The sequence below is a fragment of the Pelagimonas sp. genome (assembly GCF_058892305.1).
The window spans coordinates 1-23,045 of record NZ_JBZXVN010000006.1; the positions used below are offsets into that span (position 1 = coordinate 1).

Genomic DNA, 23,045 nt, shown 5'->3' on the forward strand with positions numbered 1-23,045 from the left:
AGGCAGCGGCGGCCATTCGCCGTGTTGGTCGCGTTCCCAAACCGCCGGCGGGTGCCAAACGCGCCTTTTCATTTACGCTTATATGGTAAGGTGAAACAAACATCTTGCGACGCCCGATTTAACCGACTATTTCTATCAGATACATGCCAGCCCCGCACCCTTTGTCATTCTCGGGTGCCATGCCAGCCGTCCTTCAAAACAAGGCACGCATATGGCTGACACGACCCCCCAAGAAATTCGCTCTGAAGATATTCGACCCAAAGACCTTCGAGAGGCGCAGAATACATCAAACAAACGCCCCCGAGATTTGGCGGACCAGCTTGGCATTTCCGAAGCGCAGCTTGTCGCCGCGCATGTCGGCTTTGGTGCCACGCGGATCGAAGCCCATCCAAATCTGCTCATCCCCGAAGTCGAAGCCTTGGGCAACGTCATGGCCCTCACCCGCAACGACAGTTGCGTGATCGAAAAGGTCGGGCGCTATGTTGATTACCGTCCAGGTGATCACGCCTCGATGATCTTTTCCAAGACCATCGACTTGCGGTTTTTCCCAAGCCATTGGAAACATGCCTTCGCACTTGAGCAACAGACGGATAAGGGCCCTAAGCGGTCCATCCAAATCTTTGACGCCGCGGGCGACGCGGTTCACAAAATCCATCTGAGGCCAGAGTCAAACCACGATGCATGGCCGGGATTTGTTGGGGGGCTGAACCTAAAAGACCCGAGCCAAACAATCGCCGTTTCGCCTCGAAAACCCGTTGAACCCGCCAAGTCAAACCTTGAAAAGCGCGATGTGCTTTTGGCGGAATGGGAGCGCTTGACCGACACCCATCAATTCCTACGGCTTTGTGCCAAGCTTCGCATGAACCGTCTTGGGGCCTATCGCATCGCGGATGCGCCCTTTGTTCGCCAATTGGCCCCGCAGGCCGTCACCACGATGTTGGAAGATGTGCAGGCGGCAGGCATCGAATTCATGTTCTTTGTTGGCAATCAGGGCTGCATCGAAATCCACAGCGGGCCGATTGGCCGACTGGAACAAATGGGCCCATGGCAAAACATCCTAGATCCCGGATTTGACATGCATCTGCGCGAAGATCATGTCGCCGAAGTTTGGGCGGTGACCAAACCAACACGACGCGGCCCTGCCATTTCGGTCGAGGCTTTTGACAATCGCGGCGCGTTAATTTTCCAAGCTTTTGGCGTTGGTTTTGAAGGTCGTGATAGCCGCGCGGAATGGAACAAGATCGTTGCTGACCTCCCCGCACTTGAAGGTGTCTCGGCATGACCGGCAAAAGCGCCTTGGCCGGGGGTGTCGGCGTTTTCGTCGCGCTTTTTGGGGCGGCCATTGCTTGGAGCACAAGCGCTCAGGAACATCAAAAAACCGAGAACCCGCACGCCACCATCCTGTCGGTTGGCGGTACGGTGACTGAAATCGTCTATGCATTGGATCAGGGGCATCGGCTTTTGGCGCGTGACACGACATCGACCTTTCCAGATGCGGCAACCGACTTGCCGGATGTTGGTTATATGCGGGCCTTATCACCCGAAGGCGTTTTGTCGACCGGCGCGACCCTTATCCTTGCGGAAGAGGGCGCGGGACCACAAGAGACCCTAGATGTGATCCGCGCCGCAGATGTAGAATTTGTGTCTGTACCACTGGGGTTTGATACCAAGGCCATCGTCCAAAAAATCACCCTTGTCGGCGATGCCCTTGGAGTGCCTGACAAGGCCAAGGCGTTGTCGGACACCGTGACACAAACCTTGGAAAGCGCCGTCGCAAATTCCCAAGCCCAAACACCAAAACGGGTGATGTTCCTTCTCAATGCAGGTGAGGGCAAATTGATGGTTGCCGGGTCAAACACCGCCGCCGATGCGATCATAAAATTGGCAGGAGGGGTCAACGCAATCAACGGGTTAACGGGCTACAAACCGTTCACCGACGAAGCGGCCGCCGCCGCCGCGCCTGATGTGATCTTGATGATGGCGCGGGGGCACGCAATGACGGCTCAGGACCTGTTTTCGCTCCCGGCACTGGCCATTACTCCCGCGGCGCAGGAGCAGGCATTGGTCACAATGGATGGGCTGAAACTGCTCGGGTTCGGGCCACGTACGGCGCAGGCTATCACCGAGTTGAACCAAGCGCTTTATCAAGATTGACAAGATGAGCGCCGAGATCACCCAAACGCCCCCCCACGCGCCAACCAAAGCCCCCTTCCCCAACCGCGTGAACACCCTGCGCTTGGGGTTGGTTTTGTCTGTGATGGTCGTGTCGGTGCTCAGTTTAGGCACGGGCGCAACGGATATGTCTTTGGTCGATGTCACGTTGAAATGGCTCACCAACCAAGAGCTTAGCCGTGTTGAGCGCGTGGTCTTGTTCGATATACGGCTGCCACGCCTTTTGACGGGGCTCTGTGTTGGTGCGGCATTGGCGACATCGGGGGCCGTCTTGCAAGGGTTGTTTCGCAATCCATTGGCCGAACCGGGCATCGTTGGCGTCAGCGCCGGCGCGAGCCTTGGGGCCATTCTGGCGATTGTCCTTGGATCGCTCCTTCCGGTTTTTCTTCAGGATATTGCGGGCAAGCACCTCATTCCCATCGCCGCTTTTGTCTTTGGCTGGGCAACGACGATCTTGCTTTACAAGGTGAGCACGCGCCATGGGCGCACATCGGTTGCGACCATGCTTTTGGCCGGGATCGCATTGGCCGCTATGGCCGGGGCCGCGACGGGTATTCTGGTTTATATGGCCGATGATAATCAGTTGCGAGACCTGACATTTTGGGGGTTGGGCTCCTTGGCGGGGGCCAGCTGGACCAAACTCTGGGTGGCGGGACCGATCATGGGGCTTGCGGTTTTTGGTGCCGGATTTCTGGGCCGGGGATTAAACGCTCTGGCATTAGGCGAAGCCACCGCCCACCACATTGGGATTGATGTCCAGCGGCTCAAAAACCGCGCAGTTTTAACGGTTGCTGCCGCCACTGGCGCCGCGGTTGCCGTCGCGGGCGGCATTGGGTTTATCGGGATTGTGGTCCCCCATCTCTTGCGATTATTCAGCGGCCCCGATCACCGCCCTCTCTTGCCAAATGCGGCCCTTTTGGGTGCCTCCTTGCTTGTTCTGGCCGATATGATCAGCCGAACCATCATCGCACCGGGCGAACTCCCTATTGGGATCGTAACCGCGATCATTGGGGCTCCGGTCTTTTTGTGGATCCTGCTGCGACAGCGGGGCATTGTGGATTTATGACATGCTGACTGCGACCAACCTCACGGTGTCACTTGGGAAAAAGACCGTTCTGAACCGGCTTAACTTTGCCGCCAAACCGGGGCATCTCACATCAATTGTCGGGCCAAACGGCTCAGGCAAGACCACGCTTTTGCGAAGCCTGACCGGGGATTTGCCCTATTTGGGCACGGTCACCATGAACGGAGTCAACATTCAATCGCTGCGCCCTTGGCAACTTGCGGCGATGCGCGGTGTTCTTCCCCAAGCCAGCGCGCTCGCCTTTCCCTTTAAGGTCCTCGAAGTTGTCGAGATCGGGTTGCATCAAAGCACCTCAGGGCAATGTGATACGATCGCCATGGCGGCCTTGGCTAAGGTTGGGCTATCGTCTTATGCCTCCCAACCTTACCAGAATTTGTCCGGGGGGGAGCAACAACGGGTGCAATTGGCGCGGGTTTTGGCGCAGGTTTGGCAACCCATGGCCAAAGACGGCCCGCGATGGCTTTTCCTAGATGAACCAGTGTCCGCTCTGGATATTGCCCATCAGCTTCAGGTCATGTCATTGGCACGCGACTTTGCGCGCAAAGGCGGCGGCGTTATTGCCGTCATGCATGATCTGAACTTAACCGCGATGTTTTCCGATGAAATCACCTTGATGACCGGTGGTTTTATCCGCGCCTCCGGCCCGGTCGCTGATGTTTTGACAGATCAAAACCTAAGCTCGGCGTATAAATGCGCGCTGTCTGTGGGGCGTGTTCCATCCGGTACGACCCCATTTGTGTTGCCCCAAACCGCCATCGCCTAGAGACAAGAACAAGCGGGAAAACCAGCCCGAGACACCGGGCTGGTTCTGTTTTTAAAACACCCTAAAAGTTGTAGGTCGCGCTCACACGCAGGGAGCGGCCCGGCTCGGTCAGCGGTTCGAAATCCTCATAGTGGGTGTAATCCAGCCCATAGGTTCCGCGTGCCGAATAGTCCGCATCAAACAGGTTGTTGACTTCGGCCCGGATCACCAAGCCATTCGCCTGACGTGGTGTCCAATCCGCATAGACGTTGGCAACCGTGTAGGCGTCAATCGTCGCAGCGTCGCCATCAGCGGCCCATGGATCAAAGGTATCGCTAAGCTCAAAGGCGTGTTCGACATCCCCACCGATGGTTACACCAATGTCGCCAAAGGTATGAGCAGCCTGCAAAGTCAGCGTTCGACCAACCGGAATTATCAGATAATTGCCGGGGTAGGAACTCACCGCATCCCCTTCGCTTTCGCCCCGAATATCCGCATAGGCGAGGTTGGCAAAACCGTCCCCCCAATTATAGCCAAGCGACAGCTCGTACCCTTGTGATGTCACATTAGTGGTTATGGCATGACCACCACGCCAAGAGGCGGCCCGCGCGTTTTCAAGTTCGGTTTTGAAAACCTTGGCCCCATAGGTCCAAGCCCCAATTGTCCCGTTCACGCCAAGAAACACGTTTTGCGCGGTGGCCGGATCAATCTCTTCGCCGTCGTAGTCCCAGCCCGGATTCTGGATATAGGGTTCAGCAAGAACAATGCCGCCCCAAACGTGGGAGTAACCGGCACTTACGGTCACATCATCAGACAGGGCATATTCGCCAGAAACGTTCCACGATAGCCCGCTGTTGTCCGACGTATGTCCGCCAACGCCTTCAAATTGTTGAAAGTCGTAGCGCGCACCAAAGGACAGACGCGTACGGTCAGTCGGTGTTAGACGCGCTTGGGCAAAGATACCGGTGTTGCGCGCTTTTTCATCGGTAGCAAACCCAGCCCGATCATCAAATTCGGACACATCATTGTAGAAATCGATCCCGGCAGTCACCGTACCAGACGACAGGCTAAAGGTGTTCTTGAACACGGCGCTAAAACTATCGGCCCGGCCAAATTGCTTGGACTCATCATAGGACGTGTCCAAATCGGTCACGCTATAGCCCAACATCAATTCCGGATCCCACATGTCCGTGGGGGTGTCGTGGCTAATGCTCACCACGGTGTTTTGCCGGGTCAGATCATAGGTGCGCGTCGCAGGGAAACGCCCGCCGCCATCATCCTGCATATTCGCCCGAAATGGACGGACAGCAGCATCTTGAACTTTTTCATGCGAGACTTCAAAGCGATAGCCGCTCTGGGTGGTATAGCCAAACTTGAGCAACCCGGACTGAAGCATTGTGCTTGATCCGAGAATATCATCGCCCGCCCCGTTGATTTGGTCGTCTCCATCGGCATATTTCAGATAGCCCAGCGCCTCAAACCCGCCTGAGCGGCCAAAAAGGGTCAGGCTCGTCCCAAAGGAGGCACCATTGGAGGTATATTCCAAACGAACACGCCCGCCGAAATTGTCGCCTTCGGTCAATAGATCACGGGCGTCCAAGGTTTCGTAGGCCACGGACCCGGCCAAGGCGTTGGCACCCACATCAGCAGGCGCGACACCCGGATCGACGCGCACAGCTTTGAGCAATCCGGGGTCGATGTAGTTGGTGGCATTGTGGTGGAAAATTTTGTTGTTCTGGCGCGCACCATCCATTGTGACGTTGAGGCTCGGCTCTTCGATCCCATTCACATAGAGCTTTTGGGACACCGCCTGTGATCCGCCAACCGTCACGGTCGGTTCAGATCGAAACACGTCCGCAAGATCCGCCGGGCTACGGCGGCTTAGCTCTTCGGAATCGACGTCTTTGTTATCGAATTCACCACCTTCAAGGTGAATGGTGCCGAGATAGATGGCATTGGTTTCAAAGGGGATAACTTGGGCAAAGGCAGCATTTGCACTGCTCAGGGCGACAATCCCGCACAGGGTCTTGTACATGAACGAGCTCTTTTCAGTTAGGTATCAGGAAAAGGTCGCTGAGCCCTAGAGCGGTCGCTGCCGATGGTCTGCTTAAACACACTCCGATAAACTTGATAATAACCATCGGAATAATTGTTTGCCCTGTGCCCAATCGCGCCATTTGCGCAACAAAACGGTCGCTTACCTTGGTCAAATATGGGGGTTCAATACCTATACATCTGACCTCGCTGCCGACATGCCTCTGCCATAGAGGCGTCGAACGGGTCTCGCTTGTGTGTCATGTACCGGCCACGAAAAATCAAAGTTTCGCAACCGGCCGTCTTTTCCAACCTGTGGCCGGGTTAACCGACATATTCCATGCCCAAACCCAGCCACAAGGCCGCTTGCGTCAAAAATTGAACGACGCGGTCAAAGAAATTGCGCGCCCCGGTTCATTCAAGGCAACCACCCGCGAGGAATCGATCCCGTCCGAACTTCTGGAGACAAAGGTCTCATCAAAAGCGTTGCGCAGATCCAAACGAACCTCAAGGTTTTCAACTTTTCGCGGTGAGTAGGTCGCATACAGGTTCACAACCTCGTAGCCCGCTAGCGAAACATCGGTGTCATCGTTGTCCAACGCAATCTCTGCATTGGCACCAATCCCGAACTCGTCCGAGACATCATACCCGGCCTCTAAGGCAAAGACATGCCCCATCGGGCGGCCCAAATAATATGCCGTGGTTCCCACGACCTCATTGTCGAGTTCGACATCGGCGTAGGTATAGTTGAGCTTGGCAAAGCCTCTGTCGGCTGTGTAGCCTATTGACCCATCAAATCCGCGCGACACCAAATCTGCGGCCCCGCCACGTTGCCCGTTGGACGGCAAGACAGAAGATATATCATTGACAGCCGTGTAAAATAGCGCCCCTTGCGCCGTCCAAACGCCATTGTCAAAACGCACCCCGATGCGGGCATTGTTTGCGCGCGACGCATGGAGATCATCGTAGCTCCAGGGAGTGCCAAAGTTGACCAAAGCGGCCTCGCCCAGCTCATACCCGCCCCAGCTGCTTGCCAGACCGGCGTTCAAAGACCAGACATCAGTCAGAAGATAGTCGATCGCTCCGTTGACGCTTAGGCCGCCATCCTCAAATTCGGACCCGTCGGCCCCCTTGAAAGATTGCCAATCATAGCGCGCGCCATAGGACACCGACAGGCGCTCTGTCAGATCTTGACGCGCTTGAAAGAACATCCCGATATTGCGCAGCTCTTCCTTGCCTGAGGACGCAAACGCCCCTGGGCCACGGCCTTTGCCTTCTGCGGTATCATGGAAAAAATCAAGTCCGGCGGTGAGAGAGCCGTTCCCAAGGAGCCATTCGTTTCTAACGGTCCCGCTAAAACTTGAGTTTACCCCCCAGACACCTGACGCATCAATCTCCTGCTCGTTGTAGCTGACCTGAACAGTTGGCGAAAAGACGTCGGACGGGTTTTCATCTGTGTAGGTGAAGGTATAAGACAAACGGCGCGACAACGCTGGCGTGGCAAGATTGGCGACACCCACAACTTCGGCGAAATCAGGCCGTGTAAACAAGATGCCACCGGGCCCCGCTTGGGCGGACCGTAGGCCGGTGTCTTCGGTTTCAGACGCCGTAAATGCCAGACGCTTGCCCTCATTCGTAGTAAAAGCGAGTTTGACCATATAGTCGCTCAGATCCGCTTCGGTGCCGGCAACTGTCTTCCCACCACCATCAACATAATCGTCACTTTGGTGCTGTGTCCCACTGAGCAGCCACTCAAATCCGCCTTGGCGACCAAAAACAGCAAGTGATCGACGCCAGCCTTCGGAGTTGCTGTCGTATCCAAGAGACAGGCGCCCCCCGAAATTGTCCCCCTCAGCCAAGAGCTCGCGTGCGTCTTTTGTCGTATAGGCAATCGCGCCAGCCAAAGCGCTTGGCCCTGCATCTGCCGGTGCAATACCTTCGCTCACCGCGACGGATTTTAGCATGAACGGATCAAGAAGGACGTTCCCGGTATGGTGAAAGGCCGATTTGTTCTGACGGGCTCCGTCAATTGTAACGCTTAGAAGGCTTTCTTCGATACCGTTTACAAATACCTTTTGTGCGATCGCAGCCCCGCCGCCGGCAGAGACCGAGGATTCACCAACAAAGACGTCTTTCATCGTCGCAGGATTGCGCTCTTCAAGCTCTTCTTCGGTAATGTGGGCATTTCCCAACAGGTCCTGTGCCGCATCGGATTCGATACGGATCACACCAAGGTCCATTGGGGATGTCTCTTGAGCAATTGCCTGCCCGCAGGCAAAAGACGTAGATAGGAGCAAAAGCCCCTTGAGTGAACGATTCATCGTGCTGTCCCATTTTAGCTTTTGCTGGACAGCGCCGACCAGGCGTCAATCTGGCTGTTTTGAATGAGCGTTTTGTAGAATGACAGACCAAAAAGTACAAGGCCTAGGCGCTATATTCCCACGTCACTTTTTGATCATTCTCTTGGAAAACCACCCGCGCGAAGCCTAGGTTAAGAACTTGAAGATAATATGTATTTCGTCAAAAATTGAGGCCCATGCAGCCCGAACTCACAAAGAGATCCCTTACAAACACCCCTTTGAAAACGGGCCTTTGGGAGCCCTTCGTTCAGCCAAATCAATTCCATCTGATTTAACCAAACTTATGCGTTTCTTAGACTTGAACCAAAACCCGATCCTCATGCCGAAGGACCTCGGCATCTGTGTTGAAAATTTCAGCCAGCAGGTCTTGAGACACGATGTCACTTGGGGCACCACAAGGACCCAGACGCCCTTGTGACAGAGTGACCATGTGATCCGCGTAGGCACAGGCATAGTTGATATCATGCAGAACCGTAACAATGGTCCGACCATGATCGCGGGTCAAACCTTGTAGCAACGCCATAAGAGAGCGGCTGGCAGCAATATCAAGATTGTTAAGGGGTTCATCTAACAACACATAGTCCGTATCCTGGGCAAAGGTCATCGCCACCTGCGCGCGCTGGCGTTGCCCGCCAGACAGGCTATCAAGCGCACGATCGGCAAGCGCGACAAGGTCAAAGGCCTCCAATGCGTTCTGAATTTGGGCAAGATCCTGTGCCCCGGGCCGCCCCTTATGATGCGGATAGCGGCCAAATCCGACCAGCTCGCGCACTGTTAGCCGGGGTGCGGCCTCAGAAGACTGTGGTAAAATCGCCAGTTTACGCGCCAAGACATCGCTTTTTGTGGTTGTCACATCGAGTCCATCCACGCTGATCGCCCCGCTCTGTAACGGCAAAAGGCGCGCGATCCCCCCCAACAATGTCGACTTCCCCGCCCCGTTGGCCCCAACCAAGGCCGTGATCCCGCCCTTAGGAATGTCCAACGTCACGTTGTGCAAAATCGGCGTGGGACCGTAGCGGAAAGAGACCTCGGAGATGGAAATCATTTGTTCATTCCTTTTAGCAGCAAGACAAGGAAAACAACGCCGCCCAAGACATCGACAACAACAGACAGCGGAGTTGAGAGCTGTAGCACCCGTTCCATAATCGTTTGCCCGCCCACCAAGGTGATCGCCGAGATTAAGGCAGCAGAGGGCAAAAGTACGCGATGATAGGGGCTTGGGGTGATCAGATGCGCAATCGAAACCACCAACAACCCAAGGAAGGCCACCGGGCCAACCAAAGCCGTCGACACCGAGACAAGAACCGCAATGAGAACAAGCGCTTCGATCTGGCCGCGTCGCGGGTTTTCACCCAGATTTGTCGCCGCGTCATGGCCGAGTGCCAGAACATCCAGACGAAACCGCATCCGCCAACAGGCCAAAAGCGCGATCCCCAATAGGACCGTCGCAATCCCAAGTAGGTCGGTGTCGATTTGAGTGAAACGGGCAAAGCTTGAGACCTGGATGACCGCGAATTCATTGGGATCAATCATTCGCTGCATGAAGCCGGTCAGAGAGCGAAACAATGTTCCGCAGATAATTCCGGTCAGGATCATCCGCATCAAATCATGGCGCGCCTGAAACAACAACGTCCCAAAGAGGATCAAAGACGCGGCCACCAAAGCCGCGACATTCACCAAAAACACCGCAACAGGCGGCAGTTGCACATAGCCCTGCCCGCCAAGCGAAAATACCGCGCCGGTCAAAAGCAAGACAAACAGCGCATCAAACCCCATGATTGACGGCGTCAAAATCCGGTTCTGGGTGATTGTCTGAAATAGAACGGTTGCGGTGCTAACCGACACCGAAACAACCAATAGCGCACCCAGCTTTGCACCGCGAAACGGTAGAACGAACCCCCAATTGCCCCGCGCGCCCAAGGTCATAAACGCCGCGCAACACAGGACCAAGACGCCGATCAAAATCCACATCCGCCTAGCGTGCATGACGCGGCCCCGCATACAGCAGCCAAAGGAAAACGACCGCCCCGATCACGCCAAAGACTGTGCCCACCGGGATTTCGAACGGGTAGCGCAACAGCCGCCCCAATATGTCAGAAACAAGCACCAGCCCCGCCCCCATCAAGGCCACAATGGGTAGGGTCGCGCGCAGGTTATCGCCAAAACGGCGCGAAATGACATTGGGGACAACAAGCCCGACAAAAGGGATCATGCCAACGGTCACAACCGTCAACGCTGTGACGATTGAAACCGCCACCAAGCCCAAAAGCACAACCTGTATGTAGTTCAGACCAAGGTTGACCGACGCCGTGCGCCCGAGCCCAACAATGGCCAGTTGGTCAGCAATCAGATAGGTCAATGCGCCAACCGCCGCCGCAATCCAGAGCAGCTCATAGCGCCCTCGCAAGACACCGGAAAATTCACCCGACATCCAGACGTCGATGTATTGCAGCAGGTCATATTGATAGGCAAAAAACGTCACTGCCGCCCCAAGCAAACCGCCATAGACCATCCCCACCAAAGGGGTGAGCAGCGGCTGGGTTGGCGGCAACCGCCGCACGATGGCCAAGAACCCAAGACTTGCAATGAGTGCCGTGGCCGAGGCCAGTGTCATGCGCAACAAAAGTGGGGCCGCGGGCATCACAACGGTCGCAATCAAGATGCCAAGAGCAGCCCCCTGCCCGGTTCCCGCCGTCATCGGTTCGACAAAGCGATTGCGCAGGATTTGTTGCATGATCGTGCCCGAAATCGCCAGAACGGCGCCGGTTATGATCACGGCAATGGTTCGGGGAAAGCGGCTTTGCACCACCAGACGCAGCGCATCGGGGTCACGCAACACATCGAGGGGTGACATGTCAATCACCCCAACAAATAACGACAGCATGGCGAGCGCCAAGAGGCCCAAAAGCCCAACTGTTCCCGCCATGCCTCTGGTCATAAATCAGCTTCCGGAAAACGCCGCAGAAATCTGATCTAGGGTCTTGGTCATAGACTGGATGCCGCCACCCGCGATATAAAGCGGGCCGCTATCGAGAAAGATCACTGATCCGTTTTTCCAGGCCTTTGTCTGATGGACCAACTCGTTGTCCAAGGTCGCCGCAGCACGTTCACCTTCGCGGCCAATAGCGGCCAGACGATCCACAACGATCAAGATGTCTGGGTTGGCATCACGGATGAACTCAAAACTAATCGCCTCGCCATGGGTGGTTTTTTCCACCTCGGGCACCGCCTCGGAGAGATTCAACGCCGTGTGTAACCATCCAAAGCGGCCACCAGAACCATAGGCCGACACTTTGGGCCCGTTGGTCATAACGATCATAGCAGAGCCTTGATCGGCCACCAACGCTTTGGTGGCTTCCAATTTGGCGTCAAAGGCCTCGCTGAGCGCTTTGGCCTCTGCCTCTTTGCCGAAGATCTTGCCATAGGCATCTAGGCGGGCCAGGCCCTGGCCAATGGTGTCTTCCCAGATCGTCATGTCGACGGTTGGGGCGATCTTGGCCAGGTCTGGGGCCACTTTGGCGGACCGACCACCGGCAATAATAAGGTCCGGAGCCATTGCTGCCACGGCCTCAAAATCGGGCTCAAACAAAGAGCCAACAGAGGCCGCACCGGCCTTGGCCTCATCCAGATACGTTACATAAATCGGCCCCACGACGCCATCGGGGGACACGTCGAGCGCAGCAAGTGTATCGAGCGCAGCCACATCAAAAACGGCAATTTTTTCCGGCGCTAGCGGCACATCGACGATGCCGGTATAGGTCTCGACCGAGACGGTTTCAGCCTGGGCCAAAGTGGCCATCACAGACAGGGACAAGGCGAGCGACTTGAGCATATTTAACTCCTGCTTTGTCGCATGGCTGACCTGAGGGCTGGCTTTGCGTTATAAATTTCAGGGCTTGATTAAGCGCTTGAAAAAGGCGAGTCCAGTATTAACTGACTTTTTCTATCAGATAAGGACCTCCACATGTTTGAGCTAACTGGAACATTCGCCACACCAAACGGTTCCAAATACCTGCAACAGCTTTGCAAACACTTCGCGCACAAGATCGAGGTGAGCCATAGTGACACCGAAGGCACCTGTAACTTTCCAATGGGTCAGGCCCTTCTTAGCGCAGATGACGCGGGCCTGACCGTCCGCTTTGCTTTAAAGGACCAAGACGCCGTGACCCCTGCGCGCAATGTCATCGACAGCCATCTTGAGCGTTTTGCTTTTCGTGAAGATTTCAAACACATGGATTGGAGCCTGTAACCGGCACCGTCCAATATGCCTTGCTGCCTGGGCAAGAGTTCTGATTTGCCCCTTATCGGGCAGGACCCTTAGCACCCGCCCAGCAGCTGGGCAGCAACCGGCAAGTTATTGAGCTGGCAATGACATCCGCTCACACCAAACGGTGGCACACAGGGGAACGACTTTGCTATGGCATTTTCCCAAATGTATCGGCATGGGCATCGCTGTCCAGCAGCTGATCAATAAAGACCGACACAAACTGACCTCGGTTCCCCATACCCGATTTCACATAAATGCGTGAGAGTTGGGCGCGAACAGTGCCATCCGCTGTGTTGCGCAAAGTGGCAATCTCGCCGCAATCAAATCCCTTCAAGGTCAACAAAGCGACCTCCGATTCAGATTTGGTCAATTGCCAAGTCTCGAACCGCTCCAAGACCAATTCAGAAAATGCTTTTCTGGTTTGATCCAAAGTCGTTTCAGCCCGCACCCAGCGCGTCACCGACCGGACCATCTCAAAGGCACCGAACACCACCCCAACAACCAAGGCGAGAACTGCAGTCGCTTCATAGGTTGTATGAGGATCCATTCCGATGGCCTGGTAGTCCGCGACGACATCATCCACAAAGAATAGGGCGCTGGCCGCTTGTAGAATGATAAGAACAGCAAGAATCCAGACACGTAGCCCGATGCCCCGCCCTTTCGATCCAGCAAGCTCTCTCCAAAAACGCCTAGGCATTCCGCCCCCACCAAGCTATTGATTTTTAATGAAACAAGTGCGGACCCATAGTGAAATAAGCAGATGCTTATGCACGCTTCATTGACAGCGAATTTACAGCAACCCTAAGGAATTTCCACACCCAAAGGAATTAAAGGACGTGGAATGGCTGATATCTTGGGCACTTCTGGCAATGACACCCTTGTCGGCACATCAGAGAATGACACCCTGACGTCTTTGGGCGGCGTTGATGTTCTCACCGGAGCGGACGGCGCGGATGAGTACGTTTTGTGGCAAGGCAGCGGCGGTTCAACAGTTTCTATTTGGGATCAGGGGGGCGACGGTGCTGTCGATACCATTTCAGGAGGACGAGGGCTCTATTCTTCAGCGTCCTTCGGGTACCAATCTTGGGCAACCGTCGCGCGCATTGGCGACAATCTCGAAATCACCTTGCCCAGCAAACCGTACCGATTTCGCAAACCAGGTTATGGCCCCTTGAGCATAGAAATCGTCGACCATTATGACGGCTCTCCGGTCGAAATCTTGCAATTTGGAACAACTGAGTATCGTTTGGCTGACAGTTTTTTAGGCTCCCTCGACAATGATATTCTGGCGGGGACCTCTCTTGCCGACAGTATCATGGCGCTGGCTGGGGACGACTTCATCGGGGCAAGCGATGGCAACGACACCGTATTTGCCGGAGACGGCAATGACACGATTTTCACTGGAGACGGCAATAACCTTGTCGATGCCGGTGAAGGTTACAACATGATTTTCGGCGGGGCGGACAATGACAGCATTTCCGCCGGAAACGGTGGCAACCGGATCGATGCAGGCGCAGGCGACAACCACATCACAACCGGCCAAGGCAGCGATACCATCACTGCGGCAGATGGCAATGACCGGATCACAAGCAGCGCCGGCGTCGATCTGATCAACGCTGGAAATGGCAACAACACGGTTGTAAGTGGCGACGGAGACGACACAATTTCAACTGGCACCGGCAACGACCTTTTGGTCGGAGGAAACGGGGGTGACACGTATCTTGTCGCATCGGATGGATCAGGCAGCGACACCATTCGCGACAATGGTGATGCAGCAGTGATCACGACGGGCTGGCTGACCCACAATATGGATGAAGTCACGTTTTCCGAGTATTCAACACTCTATGAGGCTATCCGAAGCCTCAACATCCAACGCTCGGACACCGATCTTGTTTTGACGTATCGAAACAGCTCCACCCCGTTATTGCAGGGGCATGTTCGGGTCGAAAATCATTTTTCAGGCGATCAATATGCCCTTGAACGCGTTGACTTCGGCATTGGTGCGACCGGGATTTTCCATATCTCGATGCTAGAAGGCGATGGTTTTACCTATTCTGTGCATAACGGACCGGATGCCGGTGGAAATGATATTGTCTTGGGAACGCTCGGCAATGATTTGATCTACGGCGGGTTGGGGAATGATCTTATGCTGGGAGGCGGCGGATCTGATCGGTTCATTTTCGAAGATGAAGAGGACGGAGGCACAACAACGGATGTCATCCTCGATTTCAATCCAGAAGACGACATTTTGGATTTTCGCGAAATCAAATCATTGCAATCGCATAATATTTCGATCTCGACAAGCATTCAGGGCCACGCTTTGATTTCCTCGTCTTACGGAGCCATCGAGTTAATTGGCATTGAGGCATCGGACATCGACACCGGAAGTATGGTCTTCAACGGTGCGTCTGACCCAACCGCTCTTGCTGCGGTTGGGCGTTCAGAAACAGGGTCCGAACTGGATGACATTTTCATCGGATCATCGCAATCTGACCGGATTGCAGGGGCCGGTGGCGCGGACACAATTGAAGGGCAAATCGGAAATGACACTCTCCAGGGCGGCGTTGACAGCGACCGCTTGGAAGGCGGTGATGGCGCTGATTTGATGGCCGGTAACGCAGGCAATGATTTCATGCTGGGCGGAGACGGCAGCGACCGCATGTTTGGCGGAGGCGGACGCGACGTTTTGTCAGGCGGCGCGGGTTTTGACCGCTTGGACGGCAGCAACGGCAACGACACGCTTTATGGAAACGCCGGAAATGACACAATAAATGGCGGCACTGGCGACGACTTGATATCCGGAGGCAACCAAAACGACCTTTTGTTGGGCCGGGAGGGTTTTGATCTCCTGCGCGGTGGCAACGGCAATGATCGGATCTATTCAGGCGCGTCGAATGACCTTGTGGCGGGCAATCGCGGCTCTGATACGCTTGAAGGCGGCAGCGGAAATGACGCGATTTTTGGTGGGTCCGGCGCAGACAGAATTATTGGTGGAGCGGGACAAGACACATTGTCCGGCGGAACCGGAAACGATATGTTTGTATTTAGAAATTCATCGGACAGCCCGGCGATGGGGGCAATGGACCGGATTGTGGATTTCACAGCGGGCCAAGACATTCTGGATTTGTCTGCTCTCTCACCCGGATTGACCTATGTGACCGCCCCAACGGGTGCTTTGGGCGAAGTGTGGTTTGATGAAGGACTGGGATTGATGATGGTTAACCTAGGTGGAGAGTCTGGCGCTGACTTCGCGGTGATGTTGGATGGTGTTGAGGTGCTCTCGGCCAGTGATTTCTTGTTCTAAGAATGGATTTGCCAAGATCTGAGGGCGCTCAGTCCGGTCATCGGGGGGGGCCGCGATGTACAGGCTGAGCTGATAGGTTTCAAATCGAGACAAGCGTCGATTAAGCCGATGCAAGCGGCAACCCCCTATATGTCGCAGTCGGTTTAATGATGATTAGAAGTCAGGTTGCGAGGCGTCGATGCTTGCGCCTGATCTCTGCGGTTTCCAGAGTGCAAATTCGCGACACCCGATTAAGTGCACTGACAAAGGTCAAGCGCAGGTCGATCTTAGGAGCCCTCGCAAAGCGGCGCAACAAGCACTCGGGCGCGAATCCAAGGAAAAATGAGGTCGAGGGAACTCTGAGGGAACTCCGAGGGAACCGACACAAAACCATGCCACAGGAAGTCGCTAAAAAACCAATAATGTCATGGGATTGATGGTACCACCTCCCCGGCTCGAACGGGGGACCTCCTGATCCACAATCAGGCGCTCTAACCTACTGAGCTAAGGCGGCACTGGCGGTGGATTTACCCCCAGCCTTATTTGAATGCAAGAGCGAATCCACCAGAAATTTAATATCACACTTTCAGGGGAAAAACGATCTGCCAAGCTTGCTCGACCAGATCGACCCCAAAGCTGTGCACCGGCTTGGAACTCAGGAGCTGCCATCCGTTTTTCGCATATAGGGCACAGGCCGCTTTGTGGCTTGCGTGGGTCCAAAGTTGCATCTGTTCAAAGCCCGCACTTTGGGCGAAATCCATGCAAGCGTTCAACAGGCGTTGCCCAACCCCATGCCCTCGTGCCTCTTGAACCAAATAGAAAAGCCGCAATTTGGCGATCTTATCCGTCACGCGAACACAAAAGACCGACCCAAGTCGCCTTTTCCCTGACCACGCTACAAATGCCCGTTCGCAGGTTTCATCATGTCCTGCTTCAAAATCCGCCAGAATTTGCGCGACCAAGACACCAAAGGAATCGTCAAACCCTTCTGATGCGGCATAGGCCCGGGCATGTTGGTCAACCAACCATTCTGCGTCACCGGGTCCGAGGTGTTTCAATTCTATATCCATATCTCAAACTTACCGCTGTACGCTTGCAACTCAAGCCTCTTGGCTTTACCCCCTGAACCCCGCAGTATGGGCCAAACAGCATTGGATAAGACCATGGGTATCAACACCGAACGCGAGATTGAAGCCAACCTTCAAATTGGCCCGACGGATCAGGGCATGATCCGCTTGTTCATTTTCGCCGGTGACATGGAAATCCCCATGGATTTTGACCCCGAAGAAGCCGACGAAATCATCGAAGAGCTAAAATCGGCAATCGCGACGGCACGCAAAGTCAAAACCTAAATGGTTGCCCGCCACCTGCGTTACCTCTTTGGTTTCATTGTCGCTTTTGCTACGTTTTTTGGTCATTCGGCGTTGTTTGGCAATCTCAAGGCAGATCACCTATAGCTGTTCACAAAACCACTTTAGGCCGGAGGACGCTTTTTAGCTACAGCGCCTCGACCCAGTCGTTTGCGGCCCTAAGACTCTTGGATCACTATCGGTCCATTTCCGAGGCCGTCCTCGTTTGCGCGCTCACCGTCCTTTTTTTGGTCCGTTTCAGCAAAGCCATGACACCGGCGCAAATCGCCAATCTCTTCTGCTGGGTCTTTGCTGGCTTTGCGCTTGCGCCAAAATCCGAAGGCAGTTTGATACCGCTGATACTGTCTAGCGTGGCTGGCTTACTTATCGCGGCGCTTATGATCGCTTGGCGTGAAAAAACCCAAAGCGCCGGTACACCGGTTTAGGCTATAGTTTGGCGGCGATCCCTCCGTGCTCTGGTCGGCACGCCGCGTTGCTACAAAAACCGGCCCTAGTCTCCTGCCCCCAAAAGCCCTGAAAGCCTAGGGTCACGCAGGGATTGCAACCGTCGCGCTGCGTGAAAGGCGAATTTCCGGACAAGCTTATTGCGCCGCGCCCCGGCCAATTTGTCTTCGGGGGACATACGCAAAATTTCCGCATCATAGCCATCGGCGATGATCAGGCCGGTGTCCTCTGGTAACAAATCGACATCAAAATCCTGATCCACAGCCCAAAAATAGCGGTCACACCATTCCAAATAGCCCTGCCATTTGCCGTCGCTCATAAAATCGGCGCGGCTGGATTTGCACTCGACAATCCATAGCTCCCCCTTAGGCCCAAGGGCCATGACATCAACGCGCAAACCACGATCAGGAACAAATTCCTCAATCGTTGCATAGCCAAGGCTGGCCAAATGCCGCGCCACGCCGCGTGCCAAAACCTGACCGGGTTGCATGTTTTCGAATTCTGACAGTCCGCGCGTATCCATGGCAAACAATATGAACATTTCATGAACAAAGACAAGCCAACACCCCAAACCGTATAGCAGATGAGCGGGTAAGAAAGTTTGCCCCTTGACAGGATACCATTTGGCACCCTATCAATAGGATACCAAATGGAATCATATTGAAAGCCAACATGCCCCGCCTTTTGCCCATCCTCATGACTGTCTTCGGTTTGGCCCAAGCGCCGGTCGCGGTACTAGCCGACATCACCCTCATCCCTTCCGAGTCATTTGACTGGGCACAGACACCCCAAGGGGTTGGGTTTGCCCCATTGCGCGGTGATCGGATGCGTGAACCTTATTTTGCAATGGTGCGCCTTCCGGCAGGAGTGCAAAGCCCCGCACATACCAAATCGGCTGCGATGATTGGCTTGATGGTGTCGGGTGAAATGACCCACGTCACCGCCGACCAAGACCCCGTCAGCGCCACGCGCATTGGTCCGGGTGGCTACTATGAAATCCCTGCGAACCTTGCGCATATTTCGTCCTGCGTGCCGGAAGAACCCTGTGTGACTCTGCTCTATCAAGACGGGGCCTTTGACTTTATTCCGGTGACGCCATGAGCGCGCAACTCACCCCCGCGCCCGACCTGCAACCGGTCTTTCGCGCCCTTGCCGATCCGACACGCCGGGACATTTTGCGCCGTTTGTCAGCCCGCGAAATGACCTTGGCTGAGATCACCGCCCATTGTGACATGACCCGCGCCGCTGTGAAAAAACACTTGGTTGTATTGCAAGATGGCAACCTGATCCAAATGCGCCGATCCGGGCGGGAAACCCTATCGTCTTTGAACCCAGACGCGCTCAAACCCGTCGTTAACTGGTTGAATTACTTCGAAACCTTCTGGGACGGCCATCTATCCGCCCTGCATGAGACCCTTTCTGATTTGGAGACCAAAGAATGACACTAACACTTCGCAAAACTGTCTTCCTCCCCGCCTCGCCAACCATCGTTTGGGATCATCTTACCAAGTCCGAGTTGATGGGAAAATGGTTCCATCCCGCCGCTGACGATCTGCGCGAGGGACACCCCTATACGCTTCTCTCTGCGGCCGATGGCGAACGCATGTGCTGGGGCACCGTTGAAAAGGCCACGCCGCACGAACACATGCGCTGGAGCTTTACCGTTGGTCCAATGCAAGGCATGATGTCGACCGTTGATTGGCGTCTGGCCCCGGCCCCCGGCGGCACTGAGCTAACGCTCGAACACTCTGGCCTACCCGACGACGGTGAGGGCTATGGCCTTGTCCTTGCGCTCGACAAGGGCTGGCACGGGTTTCTTGGCCATCTTCACGCCATGGGCGACGATTACACCGCGACCATTCGGACCCCCGCCACACTGGAGGCAGCCCGCAAAGCCATTTTCGACGAGATGGACATTTGGTGGTCAACACGGGTTGAAAAAACGCCAACCGGTGCGACCGTTCGGTTTGGAAATTCGCATGTCAGCTTTGACTTTGGTACCCGTGATGGCACCTATGTCTGGACCTGCACAGAGGCCCATATGATCATTGAAGACGTGGCTGATACCACTGAGTGGCAAGGGACGTCCTTGATTTGGCAAATCCTGCCGGATGGCGACGGGTCCCGCATCACGCTATCACATCTGGGCCTGACGCCCCAGCTTGCCTGCAATGATGTTTGCACCCGAGGCTGGCAGCATTTCTTTGAAAGCTCGCTTTTGGCACATCTTTCTGGGCAAACTGCGTCCCCCGAGGACAAGCAGCCCTTGTCGGCGTGATCCCCCTACCCTATGTCAGGGCTTGGCGGGTTCTATACTACGCGTGAACGGGTCCATTCCGGTGGCCTTAAGCAAATCCGAGGGAGCTGGCTCTGTCGTTGCCGTGGCTTCGTTACCTGGCACCCACCTGTATATACAGGTCCTCGGGAATGCACGACCCACACGGTAGACTTGGTTCCCGCCGCTTTTCCACATAGACAGGCGGCGGCAAGTTGACCTCGCCAAGCACGGTTTTACCTCACTTTTAACCGACCTACCCAACAAAAAACCGGCCCCTTTTGGAACCGGTTTACATGGTTTTCGCTGTCGGAAAACTATTTGCGACCGAGCATCTCCGGACGCTTTTCTTCGGCAACCTTTACGTGCGCGCGTTCGCCGGTCACCCGAGGTTCGCGTTTCCCACCAGACGGGTCTCGCCCCTCCATGCGCATGATAACAATCGCAAATTGCACCCCGGCGAAAACGATGCCGTTAAAAACCCAGAGCATGACAACTGCGACCCAGCCAATATCAGACGCGCCGATCAACGAACCAAGATTGGCAACGTTCATCCAAAGCAACATCCCAACAAACAACGCCGCAAGGCCAAAGCCCGTTATGACCTGTTGTATATAGAGTCTGATCAAACCTGGCATCTAAACGCCCTCCAAGACATTCTGCAAATAGAATACATATTCCCAGCCCAAAAGCAAGCCAAAGCGGTTTGTCGACCTTTGGCCGCCTTGGCCTCGCGATTACGCGCGGCCTTCGCCCTCATTGATCAACCCTTGGACCCAATGCGCCGTGAGATAGGTTGCCGGAATGCCAAGTGGGATTGAGATGAGAAGCGCCGTCAATGATGACATGATCGGCAAGCCCACCGCCTGCCCGAGCAAGAATAGCATAAACAGGTTGATCGCCACGGCAGCGGCAACAAACGGGTACAGGATCAGTTTCAATTTTAGTGTTGTTTGGCGAAGCTGCATCACGCTGCCTCCTCTTGTTCTATGCGCAAAGCCTGCGCAATCACTTGGGCCGTTTCGGACCAATCTATAAAGGATGGCAACACCGGCCCGTCAAAACCGGCGGCGGCAAGTGCGTTTGGCACATCCTCGATCATATGGCCGGCGACTAGCGCAAAAAACGGCAGGCAAATCGCCTGTCCCAATCCTTTGGCCATCGGTTCCAAGAACGGTTCTTCTTCGACAAATCCGGTGCGAATATCGCGAAACTTTAGACGTTCCTGGAGAGCCGCCGCGAAATCATTGGCCGCGTCTGCGCTTCGTTTGGACACCGCGGACCCATGGGCCGCCACCAAAAGTGCGGTTTCATCCGCTTGCCACGCTTTGTCTCGAAGACAGGTCACAAGCCGGGCCTCGACCACATCCAACAACGCCGGGTCCACACCAAATGGGCGCATTGGCGAGAGGCCGTAGTCGGCCAAACGTTTGGGCAAAACACGACCGGTGAAATAGCCCTGTGCCATGAAATAGGGATAGACCAAAGGGCCATCCATGGCGTCTAACACCTCTTCAAACCGCCCCGGAGCCGCCAAAGTGGCACTCCGAATATCCCACCCCGGTAGGAACCCGGCAACCTTTTGCGCCAGATCGGCCAAGGCCTGTTCCTGTGTCTCGGCATCAGAGGGGCTGCCATGGGTTACGATCAGGGCGGTCTTGGTCATTGCGAGGCTCTTTTTCACTGCGTCGCCAAAGGATATAGCCCCCGCGTGTCGCGCATCAACGCCAATTGTCACCTGCGAAACGGCCACAGGCGACACAGGAAGCGATGAGGCCATCGCCGATGTCACAAGAACTGGTGTTTGGGATCGTGACGTTTGCCGCGGAATGGGGTCACGACAACGCCATCGCCAACGTGTTCGTCAATACCGACCTCTTGGTTTGACATATAACACGCCGGATCTTCGGCCCATGGATCACCGGTAACTTGCAGGGCACGTATGCGGGTGTTGCCACCGCAGACGTCCTTGAAAGCACATTCGCCACAGCGCCCTTTGAGCGGACGCGGGCGTTGGCGCAAGGTTGCCAACATCGGATCATCGCCAGTCCACAACTGGGTGAAGGGTGTCGATTTGACGTTACCGATTGTGTAATCGGACCAATAGGTATCGGGGTGAACCCGGCCTAGCGGATCAATGTTCGCCACTCCCAAACCGGAGGAGTTTCCGCCCCAAGCCTCAAGATGCGATTGCACCTGAGCGGCTTGTTCGGCGCTGAAATTCTCTTGGACCCATTTCAGGAAATACACCGCATCCGCGTCGTTATTCCCGGTCACAAGCTCAAGCGGCTTGCCGTTTTGGATCGCATCCCAACCGCGTTGGATCAATGTATCCATCGCCTTGCGGGTGCGTTTGTGTTCGGTATCGTCACCACGGTGCTTGTCACCTCGACCGGCATAGACAAGATGGGAAAGGTAAAACTTATCAACCCCTTCCGCGTCACAGAGATCAAGCATATCGTCCAACATATGGGCGCTGTCTTCGGTGATGGTGAACCGCAGGCCTACTTTGATACCGCGTTTTTTGCATTCGCGAATGCCATGAAGCGCTTCGTCATAAGCGCCTTCTTGGCCGCGGAACCAATCGTTGAAATCTTTGACGCCGTCGATGGAAATCCCGACATAGTCAAAGTTCAGATCGGCCACCTTGGCCACCGCGTCGCCGGTCAGTTTGGTGCCATTGGTCGAGAGCGCCAGATAGCGGAAATCCAATTCCCGCGCACGCTTGGCCAGATCAAAGAAATCAAACCGCGACAAGGGTTCCCCCCCCGACAAGATCAGCGCCGGGATTTTGAAATCATTGAGGTCATCCAAAACCCCCATCGCCTGATCGTGGCTTAACTCTCCGGGGAACTGCACATCGGCCGATGTTGTATAACAGTGGCGGCATTTCAGGTTGCAGCGCCGGGTCATATTCCAGATCACCACCGGTTTCACCCCGCCCGATCCACGGCGCACACGTACCGGTGTCGGGGTCTTAAGCTGTTGCATATATTGGGAAAGGCGGAACATAG

At 55.2% G+C, this 23,045-nt stretch carries 24 protein-coding genes and 1 tRNA gene; 11 read left to right on the forward strand and 14 right to left on the reverse strand.

Annotated features, from left to right (window positions below; all coding sequences use genetic code 11):
* Nucleotides 1–211 precede the first annotated feature (211 nt).
* The 4 genes from AC5EFR_RS02480 to AC5EFR_RS02495 are packed head-to-tail and all read left to right on the forward strand — an operon-like array spanning nt 212 to nt 4,019.
* Nucleotides 212–1,282, forward strand: a complete 1,071-nt coding sequence (locus AC5EFR_RS02480; protein ID WP_493574384.1) for a hemin-degrading factor — start codon at nt 212–214, stop codon at nt 1,280–1,282.
* Nucleotides 1,279–2,154, forward strand: coding sequence for a heme/hemin ABC transporter substrate-binding protein (locus AC5EFR_RS02485; protein ID WP_493574385.1), 876 nt, complete (start codon nt 1,279–1,281; stop codon nt 2,152–2,154). Before AC5EFR_RS02480 ends, AC5EFR_RS02485 begins: the two co-directional genes overlap by 4 nt.
* Nucleotides 2,155–2,158: 4 nt before the next feature.
* Nucleotides 2,159–3,238, forward strand: a complete 1,080-nt coding sequence (locus tag AC5EFR_RS02490; RefSeq protein WP_493574386.1) for a FecCD family ABC transporter permease — start codon at nt 2,159–2,161, stop codon at nt 3,236–3,238.
* A 1-nt stretch (nt 3,239) separates the two neighbouring features.
* A complete protein-coding gene (locus tag AC5EFR_RS02495) occupies nt 3,240–4,019 on the forward strand; it encodes a heme ABC transporter ATP-binding protein (protein ID WP_493574387.1) in 780 nt (259 codons plus the stop codon).
* A 61-nt stretch (nt 4,020–4,080) separates the two neighbouring features.
* Here AC5EFR_RS02495 and AC5EFR_RS02500 read toward each other — a convergent pair whose 3' ends face one another.
* From AC5EFR_RS02500 to AC5EFR_RS02525, 6 genes are all read right to left on the reverse strand, one after another.
* Nucleotides 4,081–6,033, reverse strand: coding sequence for a TonB-dependent receptor domain-containing protein (locus AC5EFR_RS02500; protein WP_493574388.1), 1,953 nt, complete (start codon nt 6,031–6,033; stop codon nt 4,081–4,083).
* Nucleotides 6,034–6,403: 370 nt separating this feature from the next.
* Nucleotides 6,404–8,353 (reverse strand): TonB-dependent receptor domain-containing protein, encoded by a 1,950-nt coding sequence (locus tag AC5EFR_RS02505; protein WP_493574389.1) that lies wholly within the window; start codon nt 8,351–8,353, stop codon nt 6,404–6,406.
* A gap of 331 nt (nt 8,354–8,684) precedes the next feature.
* Nucleotides 8,685–9,437: an iron ABC transporter ATP-binding protein gene (locus AC5EFR_RS02510; RefSeq protein WP_493574390.1), complete on the reverse strand. Its 753-nt coding sequence runs from the start codon at nt 9,435–9,437 to the stop codon at nt 8,685–8,687.
* The gene (locus AC5EFR_RS02515) at nt 9,434–10,378 is read right to left on the reverse strand and encodes an iron chelate uptake ABC transporter family permease subunit (RefSeq protein ID WP_493574391.1); all 945 of its coding nucleotides are present in this window, start codon (nt 10,376–10,378) and stop codon (nt 9,434–9,436) included. Before AC5EFR_RS02515 ends, AC5EFR_RS02510 begins: the two co-directional genes overlap by 4 nt.
* Nucleotides 10,368–11,318, reverse strand: a complete 951-nt coding sequence (locus AC5EFR_RS02520) for an ABC transporter permease (protein ID WP_493574392.1) — start codon at nt 11,316–11,318, stop codon at nt 10,368–10,370. The genes AC5EFR_RS02515 and AC5EFR_RS02520 overlap by 11 nt, the downstream gene beginning before the upstream one ends.
* 15 nt (nt 11,319–11,333) lie before the next feature.
* The gene (locus AC5EFR_RS02525) at nt 11,334–12,224 is read right to left on the reverse strand and encodes a siderophore ABC transporter substrate-binding protein (RefSeq protein ID WP_493574393.1); all 891 of its coding nucleotides are present in this window, start codon (nt 12,222–12,224) and stop codon (nt 11,334–11,336) included.
* A gap of 132 nt (nt 12,225–12,356) precedes the next feature.
* Between AC5EFR_RS02525 and AC5EFR_RS02530 the strand changes: the two genes are divergently transcribed.
* The gene (locus AC5EFR_RS02530) at nt 12,357–12,641 is read left to right on the forward strand and encodes a DUF2218 domain-containing protein (protein WP_493574394.1); all 285 of its coding nucleotides are present in this window, start codon (nt 12,357–12,359) and stop codon (nt 12,639–12,641) included.
* Nucleotides 12,642–12,807: 166 nt separating this feature from the next.
* On the opposite strand, the gene AC5EFR_RS02535 is transcribed toward AC5EFR_RS02530, so the two are convergent.
* Nucleotides 12,808–13,356: a helix-turn-helix transcriptional regulator gene (locus AC5EFR_RS02535; RefSeq protein ID WP_493574395.1), complete on the reverse strand. Its 549-nt coding sequence runs from the start codon at nt 13,354–13,356 to the stop codon at nt 12,808–12,810.
* A 144-nt stretch (nt 13,357–13,500) separates the two neighbouring features.
* Between AC5EFR_RS02535 and AC5EFR_RS02540 the strand changes: the two genes are divergently transcribed.
* Nucleotides 13,501–15,963, forward strand: a complete 2,463-nt coding sequence (locus AC5EFR_RS02540; protein ID WP_493574396.1) for a calcium-binding protein — start codon at nt 13,501–13,503, stop codon at nt 15,961–15,963.
* A gap of 416 nt (nt 15,964–16,379) precedes the next feature.
* Here the strand turns inward: AC5EFR_RS02540 and AC5EFR_RS02545 are convergent.
* Nucleotides 16,380–16,456, reverse strand: a tRNA-His gene (locus AC5EFR_RS02545).
* 64 nt (nt 16,457–16,520) lie between these two features.
* Nucleotides 16,521–17,012, reverse strand: a complete 492-nt coding sequence (locus AC5EFR_RS02550) for a GNAT family N-acetyltransferase (RefSeq protein WP_493574397.1) — start codon at nt 17,010–17,012, stop codon at nt 16,521–16,523.
* Between the two features lie 93 nt (nt 17,013–17,105).
* Here AC5EFR_RS02550 and AC5EFR_RS02555 point away from each other — a divergent pair, with 93 nt between their 5' ends.
* Nucleotides 17,106–17,294, forward strand: coding sequence for a DUF6324 family protein (locus tag AC5EFR_RS02555; protein WP_493574494.1), 189 nt, complete (start codon nt 17,106–17,108; stop codon nt 17,292–17,294).
* Nucleotides 17,295–17,560: 266 nt separating this feature from the next.
* Nucleotides 17,561–17,737: a hypothetical protein gene (locus tag AC5EFR_RS02560; protein ID WP_493574398.1), complete on the forward strand. Its 177-nt coding sequence runs from the start codon at nt 17,561–17,563 to the stop codon at nt 17,735–17,737.
* Between the two features lie 65 nt (nt 17,738–17,802).
* Here the strand turns inward: AC5EFR_RS02560 and AC5EFR_RS02565 are convergent, their stop codons facing one another.
* Entirely contained in the window at nt 17,803–18,279 is a 477-nt protein-coding gene (locus tag AC5EFR_RS02565) for an MmcB family DNA repair protein (RefSeq protein ID WP_493574399.1), read from the reverse strand.
* 173 nt (nt 18,280–18,452) lie between these two features.
* Here AC5EFR_RS02565 and AC5EFR_RS02570 point away from each other — a divergent pair, with 173 nt between their 5' ends.
* The 3 genes from AC5EFR_RS02570 to AC5EFR_RS02580 are packed head-to-tail and all read left to right on the forward strand — an operon-like array spanning nt 18,453 to nt 20,034.
* Nucleotides 18,453–18,857 (forward strand): cupin domain-containing protein, encoded by a 405-nt coding sequence (locus AC5EFR_RS02570; RefSeq protein WP_493574400.1) that lies wholly within the window; start codon nt 18,453–18,455, stop codon nt 18,855–18,857.
* Nucleotides 18,854–19,198 carry an ArsR/SmtB family transcription factor gene (locus AC5EFR_RS02575; protein ID WP_493574401.1) on the forward strand — a complete coding sequence of 115 codons (345 nt, stop codon included), beginning with the start codon at nt 18,854–18,856 and terminating at the stop codon, nt 19,196–19,198. Before AC5EFR_RS02570 ends, AC5EFR_RS02575 begins: the two co-directional genes overlap by 4 nt.
* On the forward strand, nt 19,195–20,034 hold the full coding sequence (locus AC5EFR_RS02580) for an SRPBCC family protein (RefSeq protein ID WP_493574402.1): 840 nt from the start codon (nt 19,195–19,197) through the stop codon (nt 20,032–20,034). The genes AC5EFR_RS02575 and AC5EFR_RS02580 overlap by 4 nt, the downstream gene beginning before the upstream one ends.
* Nucleotides 20,035–20,348: 314 nt before the next feature.
* Here the strand turns inward: AC5EFR_RS02580 and AC5EFR_RS02585 are convergent, their stop codons facing one another.
* The 4 genes from AC5EFR_RS02585 to nirJ form a co-directional block, all read right to left on the reverse strand.
* Entirely contained in the window at nt 20,349–20,669 is a 321-nt protein-coding gene (locus AC5EFR_RS02585; RefSeq protein WP_493574403.1) for a hypothetical protein, read from the reverse strand.
* 99 nt (nt 20,670–20,768) lie between these two features.
* Entirely contained in the window at nt 20,769–20,999 is a 231-nt protein-coding gene (locus tag AC5EFR_RS02590) for a hypothetical protein (protein WP_493574404.1), read from the reverse strand.
* Entirely contained in the window at nt 20,999–21,697 is a 699-nt protein-coding gene (locus tag AC5EFR_RS02595) for a CbiX/SirB N-terminal domain-containing protein (protein WP_493574405.1), read from the reverse strand. Before AC5EFR_RS02595 ends, AC5EFR_RS02590 begins: the two co-directional genes overlap by 1 nt.
* 122 nt (nt 21,698–21,819) lie before the next feature.
* On the reverse strand, nt 21,820–23,043 hold the full coding sequence (gene nirJ, locus AC5EFR_RS02600) for a heme d1 biosynthesis radical SAM protein NirJ (RefSeq protein ID WP_493574406.1): 1,224 nt from the start codon (nt 23,041–23,043) through the stop codon (nt 21,820–21,822).
* Between the last annotated feature and the right edge of the window lie 2 nt (nt 23,044–23,045).

Coding starts and splice junctions, on each gene's coding strand:
- AC5EFR_RS02480 (WP_493574384.1), top strand. CDS start 212: ATGGCTGACACGACCCCCCAAGAAATTCGCTCTGAAGATATTCGACCC.
- AC5EFR_RS02485 (WP_493574385.1), top strand. CDS start 1,279: ATGACCGGCAAAAGCGCCTTGGCCGGGGGTGTCGGCGTTTTCGTCGCG.
- AC5EFR_RS02490 (WP_493574386.1), top strand. CDS start 2,159: ATGAGCGCCGAGATCACCCAAACGCCCCCCCACGCGCCAACCAAAGCC.
- AC5EFR_RS02495 (WP_493574387.1), top strand. CDS start 3,240: ATGCTGACTGCGACCAACCTCACGGTGTCACTTGGGAAAAAGACCGTT.
- AC5EFR_RS02500 (WP_493574388.1), bottom strand. CDS start 6,033: ATGTACAAGACCCTGTGCGGGATTGTCGCCCTGAGCAGTGCAAATGCT.
- AC5EFR_RS02505 (WP_493574389.1), bottom strand. CDS start 8,353: ATGAATCGTTCACTCAAGGGGCTTTTGCTCCTATCTACGTCTTTTGCC.
- AC5EFR_RS02510 (WP_493574390.1), bottom strand. CDS start 9,437: ATGATTTCCATCTCCGAGGTCTCTTTCCGCTACGGTCCCACGCCGATT.
- AC5EFR_RS02515 (WP_493574391.1), bottom strand. CDS start 10,378: ATGCACGCTAGGCGGATGTGGATTTTGATCGGCGTCTTGGTCCTGTGT.
- AC5EFR_RS02520 (WP_493574392.1), bottom strand. CDS start 11,318: ATGGCGGGAACAGTTGGGCTTTTGGGCCTCTTGGCGCTCGCCATGCTG.
- AC5EFR_RS02525 (WP_493574393.1), bottom strand. CDS start 12,224: ATGCTCAAGTCGCTCGCCTTGTCCCTGTCTGTGATGGCCACTTTGGCC.
- AC5EFR_RS02530 (WP_493574394.1), top strand. CDS start 12,357: ATGTTTGAGCTAACTGGAACATTCGCCACACCAAACGGTTCCAAATAC.
- AC5EFR_RS02535 (WP_493574395.1), bottom strand. CDS start 13,356: ATGCCTAGGCGTTTTTGGAGAGAGCTTGCTGGATCGAAAGGGCGGGGC.
- AC5EFR_RS02540 (WP_493574396.1), top strand. CDS start 13,501: ATGGCTGATATCTTGGGCACTTCTGGCAATGACACCCTTGTCGGCACA.
- AC5EFR_RS02550 (WP_493574397.1), bottom strand. CDS start 17,012: ATGGATATAGAATTGAAACACCTCGGACCCGGTGACGCAGAATGGTTG.
- AC5EFR_RS02555 (WP_493574494.1), top strand. CDS start 17,106: ATGGGTATCAACACCGAACGCGAGATTGAAGCCAACCTTCAAATTGGC.
- AC5EFR_RS02560 (WP_493574398.1), top strand. CDS start 17,561: ATGACACCGGCGCAAATCGCCAATCTCTTCTGCTGGGTCTTTGCTGGC.
- AC5EFR_RS02565 (WP_493574399.1), bottom strand. CDS start 18,279: ATGGATACGCGCGGACTGTCAGAATTCGAAAACATGCAACCCGGTCAG.
- AC5EFR_RS02570 (WP_493574400.1), top strand. CDS start 18,453: ATGACTGTCTTCGGTTTGGCCCAAGCGCCGGTCGCGGTACTAGCCGAC.
- AC5EFR_RS02575 (WP_493574401.1), top strand. CDS start 18,854: ATGAGCGCGCAACTCACCCCCGCGCCCGACCTGCAACCGGTCTTTCGC.
- AC5EFR_RS02580 (WP_493574402.1), top strand. CDS start 19,195: ATGACACTAACACTTCGCAAAACTGTCTTCCTCCCCGCCTCGCCAACC.
- AC5EFR_RS02585 (WP_493574403.1), bottom strand. CDS start 20,669: ATGCCAGGTTTGATCAGACTCTATATACAACAGGTCATAACGGGCTTT.
- AC5EFR_RS02590 (WP_493574404.1), bottom strand. CDS start 20,999: ATGCAGCTTCGCCAAACAACACTAAAATTGAAACTGATCCTGTACCCG.
- AC5EFR_RS02595 (WP_493574405.1), bottom strand. CDS start 21,697: ATGACCAAGACCGCCCTGATCGTAACCCATGGCAGCCCCTCTGATGCC.
- nirJ (WP_493574406.1), bottom strand. CDS start 23,043: ATGTTCCGCCTTTCCCAATATATGCAACAGCTTAAGACCCCGACACCG.